Annotated in this window: 9 protein-coding genes and 1 pseudogene; 7 read left to right on the top strand and 3 right to left on the bottom strand. The window is 61.9% G+C overall.

The window, feature by feature from the left end:
- Positions 1-35 precede the first annotated feature (35 nt).
- The 3 genes from KVY02_RS10580 to KVY02_RS10570 are packed head-to-tail and all read right to left on the bottom strand — an operon-like array spanning position 36 to position 3,147.
- Positions 36-878: a carbohydrate ABC transporter permease gene (locus KVY02_RS10580; protein ID WP_016914219.1), complete on the bottom strand. Its 843-nt coding sequence runs from the start codon at positions 876-878 to the stop codon at positions 36-38.
- Positions 878-1,861, bottom strand: coding sequence for a carbohydrate ABC transporter permease (locus KVY02_RS10575; RefSeq protein ID WP_009099644.1), 984 nt, complete (start codon positions 1,859-1,861; stop codon positions 878-880). Before KVY02_RS10575 ends, KVY02_RS10580 begins: the two co-directional genes overlap by 1 nt.
- A 14-nt stretch (positions 1,862-1,875) precedes the next feature.
- Positions 1,876-3,147: an ABC transporter substrate-binding protein gene (locus KVY02_RS10570; protein WP_016914217.1), complete on the bottom strand. Its 1,272-nt coding sequence runs from the start codon at positions 3,145-3,147 to the stop codon at positions 1,876-1,878.
- A 232-nt stretch (positions 3,148-3,379) separates the two neighbouring features.
- Between KVY02_RS10570 and KVY02_RS10565 the strand changes: the two are divergent.
- The 7 genes and pseudogenes from KVY02_RS10565 (at position 3,380) to ugpC (ending at position 14,185) form a co-directional block, all read left to right on the top strand.
- Positions 3,380-4,632 (top strand): annotated as a pseudogene (locus KVY02_RS10565) (IS256 family transposase).
- Positions 4,633-5,263: 631 nt separating this feature from the next.
- Complete coding sequence (locus tag KVY02_RS10560) at positions 5,264-5,905, top strand: reverse transcriptase domain-containing protein (protein WP_213262323.1); 642 nt, start codon at positions 5,264-5,266, stop codon at positions 5,903-5,905.
- Between the two features lie 7 nt (positions 5,906-5,912).
- Positions 5,913-6,542, top strand: coding sequence for a reverse transcriptase domain-containing protein (locus tag KVY02_RS10555; protein WP_213262322.1), 630 nt, complete (start codon positions 5,913-5,915; stop codon positions 6,540-6,542).
- A gap of 374 nt (positions 6,543-6,916) precedes the next feature.
- The gene (locus tag KVY02_RS10550) at positions 6,917-8,452 is read left to right on the top strand and encodes a carbohydrate porin (RefSeq protein ID WP_009099647.1); all 1,536 of its coding nucleotides are present in this window, start codon (positions 6,917-6,919) and stop codon (positions 8,450-8,452) included.
- 107 nt (positions 8,453-8,559) lie between these two features.
- Positions 8,560-11,262, top strand: a complete 2,703-nt coding sequence (malT, locus tag KVY02_RS10545; RefSeq protein ID WP_218313503.1) for an HTH-type transcriptional regulator MalT — start codon at positions 8,560-8,562, stop codon at positions 11,260-11,262.
- A gap of 140 nt (positions 11,263-11,402) precedes the next feature.
- Positions 11,403-13,082, top strand: coding sequence for an alpha-glucosidase (locus KVY02_RS10540; RefSeq protein ID WP_218313502.1), 1,680 nt, complete (start codon positions 11,403-11,405; stop codon positions 13,080-13,082).
- The gene (gene ugpC, locus KVY02_RS10535) at positions 13,070-14,185 is read left to right on the top strand and encodes a sn-glycerol-3-phosphate ABC transporter ATP-binding protein UgpC (RefSeq protein WP_016914213.1); all 1,116 of its coding nucleotides are present in this window, start codon (positions 13,070-13,072) and stop codon (positions 14,183-14,185) included. The genes KVY02_RS10540 and ugpC overlap by 13 nt, the downstream gene beginning before the upstream one ends.
- Positions 14,186-14,238: the final 53 nt, after the last annotated feature.

The raw sequence follows: 14,238 nt of genomic DNA, 5'->3' as shown, positions 1-14,238 counted from the left end.
AGTCATCAGCGAATTCATTGAGAGTGTCTATCGGGTCAGCCTTTCACCGCGCCAGCCGTCAGGCCAGACACAATGCGGCGCTGGAAGATGATCACCAAAATCACTAGTGGCACGGTCACCACCACGGACGCGGCCATGATCGGCCCCCAGGGCAATTCATAAGCACTGCCGCCCGAGAGCAGGGCGATGGCCACAGGCACCGTGCGCTGGGCATCGGTGAGTGTGAAGGTCAGCGCGAACAGGAACTCGTTCCAGGCGGCAATGAAGGCCAGCAGTCCGGTGGTGGCCATGGCGGGCCACATCAACGGTAAAAACACTTTGGTGATGGTGACCCAGGGGGTGGCACCATCCATGATCGCGGCCTCTTCCAGCTCCATGGGCAGCTGCTTCATGAACGTGGTCAGCACCCAGACGGTGAACGGCAGGGTGAAGATGGTGTAGCTGAGAATCAGGCCCGCCGGGTTGTTGTAAAGGTTCAGCGCGCGAATGACCTCGAAGAGCCCCGACAACACCGCCACCTGGGGGAACATGGAGACCCCGAGGATCACCAGCAGCACCGTGGAGCGACCGCGAAAACGTACCCGCCCAAGCGCATAGGACGCGGTAATGCCCAGCAGCAGCGCAATGAACACCACGCTGAACGCGACAATGATCGAGTTGAAGATGGCGCGCAGGAAGCTGGTCTGGCTGAAGATTTGAACGTAGTTGTTCAGGTTCCAGTTGGAGGGCCACAGTTCCACGCGAAACAGGTCGCTGGAGGGTTTGAGCGAGGTGATCACCGCGTAGTAGAACGGGAAGACCGCGTACACCATGATGAGCGCAATCAGCGCCCAGAAGCCGACGCGTTTGGCTATTTTGGCTAGCTGACGAGTGGTCATCAGTCACCTCCCAGTTGGATCTTGTTGCGGCCCAGATAGAGGTAGGCAATGGTGGCCAGCGCAATGATCAGGAACAGCAGCGTGGAGGCCGCGCTGCCGTAACCGACATCCTGAAACTCGACCAGCTGCTGGCGGGCGTAGACCGACATCGACATCGTGCTGGTGGAGTTGGAGGTCAGTACGTAAATCACGTCGAACACGCGCAGCGCATCCAGCAGGCGGAAGATCACCGCCACCATCAGCGCGGGTGTGATCAGTGGCAGCGTGACCTTGAAGAACACGCGTACCGGATGAATGCCGTCCACTTCGGCGGCTTCGTAGCAATCCTTGGGCAGCATCTGCAGCGCGGCCAGTACCAGCAGCGCAACAAAGGGAATGGTTTTCCATACGTCCACCATGATGACCGCCCACATGGAGTAGGTGGCGCTGGCGGTCCAGGCGATGGGGTTGTCGATGATGCCGACGGCCATTAACATATGATTGATGATGCCGAACTGGTCGTTGAGCATCCATGCCCACATCTGGGCAGAGACGATGGTCGGGATGGCCCAGGGGATCAGCACCGCGGCCCGGACGATCACCCGGCCCTTGAATTCGGCATTCAGGATTAGCGCCACGATGACGCCGAAGATGACTTCCAGTGACACGGATACCACCGAGAAGTAGACCGTGTTCCAGACCGAGCGCCACCAGATGGGGTCGGCCAGTACGCCGAACCAACGACCATCCTCATAGACCAGATAGTTTTCGAAACCGATCAGGTTGGCCGCACCCAGGTCCGATAGCGACGCATCGGTAAAGCTCAAAAAGAACGTGCGCAGGAGCGGCCAGCCAGCCACCAGGGTCAGAGCGATCAGCATGGGGGCCAGGAACAGCCAGGCCGCCTTGACCCGTTGACGGCGCACCTTGGTGCCGCGCTGGCGCCTTGGGGGCGCTATGGAACGCGCCCCGGAGGGCGCGTCGTGGTGAGAAGTGCTCGGCATGGGAGTCTCCGCAATTACCAGTTACGACGCTTCAGGCGAAGCAGTTCGCCTTCCAGATCGGCAACGCCCTGAGCGCCATCCTTGCTGCCGGAAAGCACGTCATGAGTGGTGCTGAAAAAGGCGTTGCTGACGCGGCCATAGGCATCACCGGTAGGCGCAGACGGGCGCGCGACGGCATTGGTGAACGTGTCGTAGAGCGTGCCGAAGAAGGGCACCGCTTCCAGCACTTCCTCGTCCTGGTAGAGCGCATCCAGGGTGGGGTTGTAGGACGCCTGAATGGCGCGGCGCTTCTGCTCTTCCTCGCCGGTCAGGAAGGCCACCAGATCAGCAGCCAGTTCGGGGTTGTCGCTATAGCGAGAGACCGCCAGGTTCCAGCCGCCCAGGCCCGCAGCACTTTGCCCTTCATCACCACCGGCCGGCAGCTGGACCACACCCACCTTGCCGCGTACGTCGCTGTCATCGCTTTGGGCCAGCGCCCAGGCGTAGGGCCAGTTGCGCATGAACACTGCGTTACCGCCCTGGAAAACCCCGCGGGCTTCCTCTTCGGTGTAGTTCAACACGCCTTCCGGGGCGATATCGCCCACCCAGGAGGCAGCCAGATCGAGAGCCTCTGCGGCGCGCTCGTTGTTGATGGTCACTTCGCCGTCGTTATCGACCACGGTGCCGCCACCAAAGCTGGCAACCCACTCGAGGGCGTTGACGGTCAGCCCTTCATAAGCGCGCCCCTGGAACACGAAGCCCTGCATGCGGCTGTTGCCTTCGTCACGTTCGGCCGCTTGAATCTCGCGGGCCGTTTCGGTGAGTGCCTGCCAGGTGGTCGGAACGTCATGACCGTGCTTTTCCAGCAGGTCTTCCCGGTAGTAAAGCACGCCTGCATCGGTAAACCAGGGCATGGCGACCAGCCGGTCATCGATGGTGTTGTTGACCACGATCGTTTCGAAGTGGCCTTCGGCTGCGTCGTCACCCAATACCTCGCGAAGATCGAGCAGGTGGTTGGCCAGCAGGCCGGGCCACACCACGTCGATCTGCATGACGTCGATATCACTGGAGTTGGCCGAGAGAATCTGCTGGTAGAGTGACAGGCGCTCGGTAGATGAGTTGGGCGTAGAGACGACGTCTACCCGATGGCCGGTTTTTTCTTCCCAGGCGCGAACACCCTCCTGGCACAGGGTCAGCTCTGCACCCACGGCTCCGCAGGAGATGGTCAGGTCGGCGGCCTGGACCGCACCGCTGGCGCTAGCAAGGCTGGCCAGGGCAATCGCAGATGAAAGAAGCGTCTTTTTCATAACGGTATTCCTCGACGTTTATTGTTATGGGAGTGAAGTCACAAGGCGCTGACAGCGCCAACTTAAACGATTAAGTTGAGGTGCCAGTTAGCCGTCTGTCGGCATGAAGTTCAATAGCGACTTTTGTCTAACAGAGTTAAGCTCAGTTCTTGTGTATGGAGGGCAGTAGAGAGGGTGGCGTATCCTGTTGATTGATCTCGCCAGATCACAACCAACATAGGACGGATACGCCATGAGCAATTCTACTCTCCAAGCCGTGACGCAGCCAGACACCGGCGCTACTGATCCGTTGCATGAGCTGCTGCGCAAAGGGGCCCGAGACCTGATCGCCAAGGCCGTGGAGGCGGAGTTGAGCACGTTTCTGGAGCAATATGCCGACAAGACGCTGGAAGACGGCCGCCGTGTCGTCGTCCGCAACGGCTACCTGCCGGAGCGCACCGTGCAAACCGGTATCGGCGACGTCGAGATCAAGGTGCCCCGCGTCCGTGACCGCAGTGGCGACGGGGTGACCTTCAGCAGCGCGCTGTTGCCGCCCTACCTGAAGCGGGCCCGCAGCATCGAGGAGCTGATCCCCTGGCTCTACCTGAAGGGAGTCTCTACCGGCGACTACCAGGAGGCCCTGTCGGCCCTGCTGGGTGACCAGGCCAAGGGACTCTCGGCCAACACCGTGTCGCGTCTCAAGAAGCAGTGGGAGGACGAGCATACCGACTGGCAGAAGCGCGACCTGGCAGACCAGCGTTACGTCTACTGGTGGGCTGACGGCGTGTACAGCAACGTGCGCATGGATGACCGTCTGTGTCTGCTGGTGATCATCGGCGTCACTGAGCAGGGCCGCAAGGAGTTGGTCGTCGTCGAGGATGGGCAGCGTGAGTCAGAGGCCAGCTGGAAAGAGCTGCTCACGGGGCTACGCGAGCGCGGGCTGACGACGGCCCCCAAGCTAGCGGTTGGCGACGGCGCCATGGGCTTCTGGGCGGCGTTGAGCAAGGTCTATCCAGAGACCGAGCACCAGCGCTGCTGGGTCCACAAGACTGCCAACGTATTGAATAAACTGCCGAAATCCGTGCAGCCCAAGGTCAAGGCCGACCTCCATGAGATCTGGATGGCCGAGACCCGCGATGAGGCGCACAAGGCTTTCGATCGCACGGTGAAACGCTTCGAGGCCAAGTACCCCAGAGCCATGGAGTGCCTGGCCAAGGATCGGGAGGAGCTGCTGGCGTTCTATGACTACCCGGCAGAACACTGGGTGCATATCCGCACCACCAACCCGATCGAGTCGACCTTCGCCACGGTCCGCCTGCGGAGCAAGCGCAGCCGGAACTGCGGCTCCAGAGCGACGACCACGGCGATGGTCTTCAAGCTGCTTCAGAGCGCCCAGAAGCGCTGGAAGCGGATCAAGGGTTCAACAAGCTGGAGCTGGTCGTGAACAACGTCCAGTTCAAGGACGGCGAACCCTTGACCGATCAGTCAGACAGGACTGCCGCCTGACCGGCCATACACAGAATTTGAGTGCGCGAGGCAAAGCCTGGACATCCGGGAAACCGAGAAGGTGGAAAGGATGTCGTGAAACCCAGTGGGTGAAAGTCCCACCCGGCCAAGGCTAGCCACCAGCCGGCAGCGAGTGTTGCGTGGTGTCGGGTAACCGCCGCTGCGAAGCGTACACAGCGAGTGGATAGGCCGTGTGATAGAGCCCCGAAATTGTGGTAGTGGCAGTCGCCGACAGTTTTCAAATGCTGGAAGGCAACACGACCCTGCCGTATGGCTTGGCAGGGAAGGGCCGCCGGGGTCGAAGAGCAGGGCATGTCCATACAGGGGTTTCCGAGGAACCTGGGAGGCCCGTCCTTCTCCTCTGAACGACAAAGGTACAGGCATGGGGCTGCCTGCGGCGAAAGCTCCCGGTCGGTGCTGTCGTGCCTGACGGTACCGGAAGCAAACAACAGGCACTCAGGGGTACGGCGGGCGACCATAAGGAGCCAGCCGGATGGAAGGGCGGGAGTCGGAGTCGCTCATAGTACCGAAGAAGGCGGGAACCTACTCGACGGGACCCGCTGGAGGAAGGGGCGGCCAATCATCAGAACTGCACGAGGGCAACATGACAGGTGCACAGGAACCTGAGGTCATGTCCACGAAACAAGTGCGGATAGCAGCGCTGGCAGAGCGCTTCCCGCAGCGTGCCTTCACGTCACTGGCGCATCATATCGACGCCCAGTGGCTGAGGACGGCCTACCTGATGACGCGCCGTGACGGCGCCGTCGGGATCGACGGCCAGACGGCGGACGACTTCGCGCGCGACTTCGAGGCTAACGTCCAGCGTCTGCTGGAAGCGGCCAAGAGCGGTCGCTACCGGGCGCCGCCGGTGCGGCGCGTCAATATTCCCAAGGGAGACGGGCGCTCCACACGGCCGATTGGCATTCCTACCTTCGAAGACAAGGTCCTGCAACGTGCCGTGGTGGCCCTGCTGGAGCCGCTCTATGAGCATGATTTTCACGAGTGCTCGTATGGTTTCCGGCCGGGGCGCTCGGCGCATCAGGCCATCGGAACGGTGAGGAATGGCCTGATGTCGATGGGCGGAGGCTGGGTCATTGATCTGGACATCAAAGCCTTCTTCGACACGATCGACCACCAGCACCTGCGTGCGTTTCTGCAGCAACGAGTGAAGGACGGCGTGATCCTCCGCCTGATCGGCAAGTGGCTCAAGGCCGGGGTATTGGACGCCGGGCAATGGCAGAAGGGCGAGATAGGCAGCCCACAAGGGGTGTGATTTCCCCTTGCTGGCGAATGTCTACCTCCACTACGTGCTGGATGAGTGGTTTGAGCAAGACGTCAAACCACGCCTGCGCGGACGGGCATTCTCGGTGCGCTTCGCCGATGATGCCGTGCTCGCCTTCAGCAACGAAGCTGATGCCCGCAAGGTGCTGGAGGTACTGGCCAAGCGCTTTGCGCGCTTCGGCCTTACCCTGCACCCGACCAAGACTCGGCTGGTACGGTTTCGGCCACATCGCGAGCTACGGGCCGAGACCTTCGACTTCCTGGGCTTTACCTATTACTGGGGGAAGTCCCTGCGTGGACGCTGGATCATCAAGCAGAAAACGGCCAAGGACCGGTTCAAGCGAGGCCTGAAGCGAATTTCGCTGTGGTGCCGAGCCAACCGCCACCTGCCCCTGCGTGATCAGCACCGCCAACTCTGTCGAAAGGTTATGGGGCACTATGCGTACTACGGGATAACCCACAACATCGAGTCTCTGCAACGCTTCCAATACAGGGTTCAGACAACCTGGATCAAGTGGCTCAGGAGGCGATCGCAGAGAGGATGGTTCCCGTGGGAGAAGGCAAGGCAACTGTTGCTGACACTCCCGTTACCGCGAGCGAGAATCGTGCACCGAGCGTCCTTCGTGTGAACCTGACGGTTGAGGAGCCGAGTGCGTCAATCGCGCACGCTCGGATCTGTGGGGGGCCGGAACGAGCAATCGTCCGGTCTACCCGACCAATAACTCTGTCTAACACCGTGCTGGGTGTTTTTTCCAAGGCTAAATAGCAGGTTAGACATTGGTCGATAATTAGCAAAAGCATGTTGGTTTACTAACACTTAATCGATTAAGTTTTAGTGGTTGTTGCTTGCTGGCTCGAAACACGAGTTGCTTTGCAACATTCAAGGGAAAGTACGTCAAGGGAAAGTCAGTGCCTGGAGCAGGCAATACGATCAAAACAATAGCGCTTTAAAAACAATCGTTTTTCAAGAGCCTCGCGTTTAAAAACAATAGGATTTAATACAATGCACAAGACAGCGTTCAAGACGCCGTTGGCCATTGCGGTGGCGGCTGCCAGCCTGGGCATGAGCGGTTTGGCCAGTGCCAACCTGTCCCTCGAAGAGCGTTTTGCCGAGCTGGAGGCGCGCATCGCGGCGGCCGAACAGCGCGCAGACGCCGCAGAGCGCCGCGCCGATCTGGCCGAGCAGGGGGCCACGCCACCGCCTTCCAGCGCCCCAGCGGCCGCCACCACCGATGCCGACCTCGAAGAGCGCTTGGCGCGAGTAGAGCGCCAGGCCAGCGGTGAAGAGGGCTTCTCGTTCAACGTCTACGCCCGCTCTGGCCTGCTGCTGGGCGAAGACCGCAAGAGCATCGATGGCGGCCCCTACGTGACCCCAGCCGGTAACCTGGGCGGTGCCGTAGGTCGTCTGGGCAACGAGCCCGATACCTACACTGAAGCCATTCTCAACTACCGCATGCAGTTCGATAACGGCGCCCGCGCCCGTTACACCACCATGCTGGCCGCTGGCACCAACTCCAGCAACGATTGGGTTGGCGACGATACCAACCTCAACGTCCGTCAGGCCTATGCCGAGTTCAGCGACCTGCCCAGCTTCACCGGGGCCTTCGAAAATGCCTCCATCTGGGCGGGTAAGCGCTTTGACCGGGATAACTTCGATATCCACTGGCTGGACAGCGACGTCGTGTTCCTGGCCGGTACCGGTGGCGGTATCTACGATATTCAACTGGCCGATAACTGGAAGTCCAACTTCTCGCTGTATGGCCGTAGCTTCAGCGATTTTGACGTCATCAACCGCGAAAACCCCGGCCTGGAAGGCGATGGCAGCAACACCGACAACCTGATCCTGACCTCCAACAACTACTTCGGTAACTGGCAGGTCATGGCGAACGTGATGTCGGCCGCCGATAACGACGAGCGCGACATCGGCGTAGGCCAGACCGCCGCCGACAGCGGCTGGCACACCATGGTGGCGTACCACGGCGACAGCTTCTTCGGCCTGGGCGAGGGTAACTTCAAGGCGGCGTTGCTGCACGGCCAAGGGCTGGGTGCGGAAGTGAAAGGGCTGGGCAGCAACGGCGACCTGACCGACGACGCCACGGCGACCCGCCTGGCGGTCTACGGTACCACCTACATTGCCCCGCAGTGGCGCATTGCGCCCTCGATTCTGGCAGAGGTCAGCGACGACCGGTTTGCCGATGGCGACAGCTACTCCTGGGCCACGCTGAACGTGCGTCTGGCCAACGAGATTACCCAGAACTTCGAGATGCAGTACGAAGGTAGCTACCAGTACATGGATCTGGACCCCAATGGCTTCAATGGCCGCAATGCCGTCAGCGGCAATTTCGGCAAGCTGACCATTGCGCCCACTTTCAAGCCGGATGTCGGTGGCTTCTGGAAGCGTCCTGAAATTCGTCTGTTCGCCTCCTATACTGACTGGGATGCCGAGCTGAACGGCTACACGATGGAAGACTCGTTTGGTAACGATGGCTTTACCGGTGGCCAGTGGAGCTTTGGCGTGCAGAGCGAAATCTGGTTCTAACCCATCGCACCATGCCTGGCAGGTTTCCTTACCTGTTTCACCAATGCCGATTGCCCGCGCTCCGTCGCGGGCTTTTTGCTCGTTAAACTCGACCCAGGGAGGCACCGATGCTGCTGCTCAAGGAAAAACTGAAGGCGCCGCCGCTACCTCCCTGTACGGTGGCGCGGCCGCGTTTGAACGACCACTTCGCGTTGAACGAGCAGGTGCGCCTGCTGGTGGTTCAGGCGCCACCGGGCTATGGCAAGACCACGCTGCTGGCCGAGCGGCTGCCCGTCCTGGAGCAGCAGGCAAGCTGGCTGCGGCTGGACGAGCAGGATAATCAGACGCACCGCTTTCTGGCCTACTGGCAGGCGGCCATGGACACTCTGTTGGCCCCTTTGGTCACGCTGACGCCGGGGGATGACAGCGAATGCATTGCCCACATGGAGCGCTGGTTGACGGAGCTACCCGAACAGCACGCGCCTTGCCGACTGGTCGTGGATGGCTTCGAGCATCTTGCCAACCCCGAGATTCTCACCGCGCTGGCCCACTGGCTGCGCCATCAGCCGCCCTGGCTGACCTTGACGCTGGCCAGCCGGTCACGCCCGGCACTGGGGCTTGCCAGCCTGCGGCTGCGCGGTGAGCTGGAAGAGATCGACCTGCATAGCCTGGCATTCGACAGTGAAGAGGCGCATACCCTGTGCGCCGAACAGCTGAGTTTTCCGCCTACCCGGGTGAGCCTGGAGCGCGCGCTACGCTTGAGCGGAGGGTGGGCCATGGCGCTCAACTGGCTGGTCGAGCGCACCACCACCCGAGCAGGTTTCGATGCCTTGCTGGAACGGCTAAGCGGCGCGCATCCCGATTTCGTCGCCTGGTTCGACGAACTGCTGACCACTACCTTGCCGAGCGAGGAGCGCGAACTGCTGCTTCAGCTGGGAGTGCTGGAGCGGTTCTCTCCCGAGCTGATGGCGCGGCTATTGGAAGGGGAGCGGTTGACGCAGCGGCTGGAGGCCTTCGAGCAGGCCGGGCTGTTCATCGAACGGCCCGATCCGCATGCTCAGTGGTATCGCTTTCATCGCCTGTTTGGCGACTACCTGCACCACCGCCGCCATGAGCTGAGCCTGGCCACCCAGCGCACGCTGCATCAGCGGGCCAGCCAGGCCTGGCTGGCGCTCGATGACCCGGTCATGGCGCTGCGCCAGGCCATTCTGGCCGACGCGCCGGACCTGATCAGCCCGTTACTCATCGCGCAAGGGCCGGCACTGCTCTCCAAAGGCGCCTACGCACTGCTGGCCAGAGGGTTGGAGCGGCTGGGCGAGCCGCAGCTCGGCCAGTGCCCCGAGCTGGCGCTGCTTTATGGCTGGGTGTCCCATGCCCAGTTCCAGTTCGATATCACGGCCCGCGTGATCGGCTGGATCGAAGCTCAACTGCACCTGCCGGAGTGGCAAGCGCTGGGCGCTGAATTTGCCACCTTGCGTGCCCAGCTGGCGATCAATCAGGGGAACGCCGAGCGCGCTGCGCCGCTGGCCGAGCAGGCGCTGGGGGTGCCGGCGCGTTACCTGGCATCGACGCCCCTGACGGCCACCGCGATCCTCAGCGAAGCGCGTTTCGTTCAGGGGCACCTGGAGGAGTCGCTGCTGAACGTGCGTGACGTGGTGCGCCAGGCCCATCACCACGATGATCACCAGCGCCTGATATGGGCCTTTTGCCACCAGTCGGAAACGCTGGTGGCAAAAGGGCGCTTGCAGGCCGCCTACGATATTCAGGAGCGCGCCTTCGTGCATCTCGAGCGCGCAGAGCTCGAGCATCTGCCGGTGGCCGAGTTTCTCTATCGTATCCGCAGTCAGCTGCTCTGGGAGTGGCATCGGCTGGACGAAGCCGAGCAGGCGGCGCTCAAGGGCATTGCCGTGCTGGACAACCAGGGGGAGCGCTGGACCCTGCAGTGTCATATTCAGCTGGCCAAGATTGCCCAGAGTCGCGGCGATCAGGCCCAGTGTGCCGACCATATTCGGCGGCTGCGCAAAATTCTCGCCGACGGCGATTACCATATCGACTGGGTCGCCAATGCCCACGCGACGCTGCTTAGCTGGTGGCAGTCGAGCCAGGACCTGGAGGCAGTGGAGCGCTGGCGCCAGGAAGCGCCGCCGCCCATCACCGACAGGGCCACCAACCATTTCGCCCAGTGCAACGTGCGCAACCACGCCCGAGCGCTCACGCTGCTAGGCCAGTGCGAGGAGGCCCGCACGCTGCTGGAGGCCCTGGAAGCGCACGCTCGGCAGTCTGGGTTGGTGACCGACGCCAACCGTAACCAGCTTTGCCTGGCCGCAGCTGCCTGGCATGCAGGAAGAAAAGAGCGCGCTCGCGAGCATATACAGCAGGCCCTGAGCCTGGCGTCGCGCACCGGTTTGGTGGGCAGCTTTTTGCGGTTGGGCAAACCGCTGGGGGAGCTGCTGGCTGGCCTGCTCGAAAGCGACTCGTTGGGGGCCCTGGAAAAAGCGAGGGCCGAGCGGTTGATGGCACTGGCAGGGCGCCAGAAGGATTTTGGCAGCGCCCGGCGTTTGATTCTCGACGAGACGGTGATTGCCGATATCGTGGCCCGCCCGGATGTGCCGGAACTGATTCGCACCTCACCGCTGACCCGCCGTGAGTGGCAGATCCTCGGGTTGATTCATGCGGGGCTATCCAACGAGCAGATTGCCGAACAGCTCTCGGTGGCCCAGACCACCATCAAGACCCATATCCGCAGCCTTTACCAGAAGCAGAACATTCGGCGCCGGGAGGAGGCCATACACCTGGCGGGGCAGCTACTGGCCCACATTCACGGGGATTGACCCGGTGGGGAGGCTGCCCAGCGCCCTCGGTTCGCCTCCTCCTCTCGACTACGCCCGGTACTCCCTGCGGGGGAGGATTCGATCCCGCCGCGCAGCCTGCATCATGCCCTTATCGCTGATAACAACCATAAGGATTCGCCATGATGCAGACACCTTCCACTTCACACTACGTTGGCAGCCAGGGGGCCGACTGGTGGCGCGGCGCGGTGATTTATCAAATCTACCCGCGCAGCTTCATGGATAGTCGCGGCGACGGCATTGGCGACCTGCAAGGAGTGATCGAGAAGCTCGACTACATTGCCTCACTGAACGTCGACGCCATTTGGCTTTCGCCCTTTTTTACCTCGCCCATGAAGGATTTTGGTTACGACATCAGCAACTACCGCGATGTCGATCCAATGTTCGGCAGTCTGGAAGACTTCGACCGGCTGGTCGAGGCGGCCCATGCCCGCGGGCTGAAAGTCACCATCGATCAGGTCATGTCGCACACCTCCGACCAGCACGCCTGGTTCGAGGAGAGTCGCCAAAGCCGCGATAACCCCAAAGCCGACTGGTACGTATGGGCCGACCCCAAACCCGACGGCGCGCCGCCGACCAACTGGCAATCCGTGTTTGGCGGCAGCGCCTGGCAGTGGGATACCCGACGCTGCCAGTACTACCTGCACAACTTTCTGGCCAGCCAGCCAGACCTCAATTTCCGCACCCCTGCCGTGGTCGAGGCCATTCTCGAAGAAGCGCGGTTCTGGCTGGAGCGTGGGGTCGATGGCTTTCGCCTCGATGCGGTCAATTTCTGTACCCACGGCGAGTTGAAGGATAATCCGCCGCGTCAAGAGATCACCGAAAGCTTTCTGGGCGTGCGCCCCGATAACCCCTATGGCTATCAGCTCCACCAGTACGACAAGACCCAGCCGGAAAACCTGGTATTCCTGGAGCGGCTTCGGGCGCTGCTCGATGAGTACCCCGGCGCCACCAGCGTCGGTGAAGTGGGGGATGACGACGCCCTCGGCGTCATGGCGGCCTACTCCCAGGGGGGGCAGCGGCTGCACATGTGCTACTCGTTCAACCTGCTGACCGACAAGGCCGCCCCGACGTACCTGCACGAAACGCTGACCGAGATGGAAGCGCGCATTGGCGATGGCTGGCCCTGCTGGGCGCTGGGCAACCACGACGTAACGCGACTGGCCACCCGCTGGCAGGCGGAAGGGCAGCTCGATAAGCTGCGCCTCTATTTGGTGTTCCTGTTCAGCCAGCGGGGCAGCGTATGCCTCTATCAGGGCGAAGAGCTGGGGCTACCCGAGGCGGAGCTGACGTTCGAGCAGCTTGTCGATCCGGCGGGCATCACCTTCTGGCCTGCCTATAAAGGCCGTGATGGCTGCCGTACGCCGCATCCCTGGCAGGCAGATAGCCGCCATGCTGGCTTCAGTCGTGCCACGCCCTGGCTGCCGGTGCCCGAAACCCACGCAGCGCTGGCAGTCGATCAGCAAGAGCAGGATGCCGATTCACTGCTCAACGCTTACCGGGAGTTCCTGGCGTTTCGCCGCACCCAGCTCGCGCTGGTCAAGGGGGAAGTACGCTACCACCCGGTGCGTGACGAGGTGCTCTGCCTGGAGCGCACCTATCAGCAAACCCGTCTGTTGGTGGCGCTGAACTTCAGCGATCAGACCATTACCCGCTCGGCGCCCGAGCATGCTGAAGCACTGGAAGGCGCCCCCCATTGGCTCAAGGGCGAGTGGCAGGCCGGTACGCTGACGCTGCCGCCGTTTGGCGTGGCAATTGCCCGCTGCCCACAGGCTCAGGAGGATGCATCATGGGACGTTTGACCCTTAGCGGCATCGGCAAGTCGTTTGACGGCGTCGAAATCTCCCGGGATATCGACCTCACCATCGAAGACGGCGAGTTCGTGGTGTTCGTGGGCCCCTCCGGCTGTGGTAAATCCACGCTGCTGCGCATGATTGCGGGTCTGGAGGACATTACCACCGGGGACATGCAGCTGGATGGCCAGCGGATCAACGAGATTCCACCCCAGGAGCGGGACATCGGCATGGTGTTCCAATCCTACGCCCTCTACCCGCACATGAGCGTGGCCGAGAACATGGCGTTTGGGCTCAAGCTGGCGCGTACCGACAAGGCCGAGATTCGCCGTCGGGTGCAGCATGCCGCAGAAATGCTGCATCTCACCGAGCTTCTGGAGCGTAAGCCCAAGGATCTCTCTGGCGGCCAGCGCCAGCGGGTGGCTATTGGTCGGACGCTGGTGAAAGAGCCGGCGGTGTTTCTGTTCGACGAGCCGCTGTCGAACCTCGATGCCGCGCTGCGCGTGGACATGCGTATCCAGATTGCGGCGCTGCACAAGCGCTTGAACGCCACCATGATTTACGTCACCCACGATCAGGTCGAGGCGATGACCCTGGCCGACCGTATCGTGCTGCTTTCAAAAGGGCGTATTGCCCAGGTCGGCGCACCGCTGTCGCTGTACCACTTCCCCAACACGCTGGAAGTGGCGGAGTTCATCGGCTCGCCGCGCATCAATACCCTGCCGGTGACGGTGGTCGACCCCGGCCAGCACCACACGCTGGTGCGCCTGCACACCGGCGACAGTCTGGCGGTGGCCGTGAACGGGCAGCAGCTCAAGGCGGGTGATCAGGCCACATTAGGGCTGCGCGCCGAAGATTTCGTCGCCCCAGAGCAGGCGGATGCAACCCTGGACGCCACGCTCATGGTGGCCGAAAAGCTGGGCTACGAGACCCTGGCCCATTGGCAGGTGGCGGGCCTGGACACTCCCTTGACCCAACGCCTGGACGGACTGGCGCGGCTGGTAGAAGGGCAGACATCCCCGCTGGGCATCAACGGCCAGCGCTGCCATTTGTTCGATGCCCAAGGGGATGCCTGCCCTCGCCAAGTGACGGTGGACGGGGTGAGCCAATAACGTTTTTTAAATTTTTTTCAAAAAGAGTGCATCCAATCGGTCTCCACGTGTGT

This window comes from Halomonas sp. 18071143, assembly GCF_019211725.1.
GTDB lineage: Bacteria > Pseudomonadota > Gammaproteobacteria > Pseudomonadales > Halomonadaceae > Vreelandella > Vreelandella stevensii.
Note: the sequence above shows the minus strand (reverse complement) of the source record. Positions and strands in the feature narration are given on the sequence as shown.

Bases quoted from the DNA above. Each gene is read 5' to 3' on its own strand.
- KVY02_RS10580 (WP_016914219.1), bottom strand. From the start codon at position 878: ATGACCACTCGTCAGCTAGCCAAAATAGCCAAACGCGTCGGCTTCTGG.
- KVY02_RS10575 (WP_009099644.1), bottom strand. From the start codon at position 1,861: ATGCCGAGCACTTCTCACCACGACGCGCCCTCCGGGGCGCGTTCCATA.
- KVY02_RS10570 (WP_016914217.1), bottom strand. From the start codon at position 3,147: ATGAAAAAGACGCTTCTTTCATCTGCGATTGCCCTGGCCAGCCTTGCT.
- KVY02_RS10560 (WP_213262323.1), top strand. From the start codon at position 5,264: ATGTCCACGAAACAAGTGCGGATAGCAGCGCTGGCAGAGCGCTTCCCG.
- KVY02_RS10550 (WP_009099647.1), top strand. From the start codon at position 6,917: ATGCACAAGACAGCGTTCAAGACGCCGTTGGCCATTGCGGTGGCGGCT.
- malT (WP_218313503.1), top strand. From the start codon at position 8,560: ATGCTGCTGCTCAAGGAAAAACTGAAGGCGCCGCCGCTACCTCCCTGT.
- KVY02_RS10540 (WP_218313502.1), top strand. From the start codon at position 11,403: ATGATGCAGACACCTTCCACTTCACACTACGTTGGCAGCCAGGGGGCC.
- ugpC (WP_016914213.1), top strand. From the start codon at position 13,070: ATGGGACGTTTGACCCTTAGCGGCATCGGCAAGTCGTTTGACGGCGTC.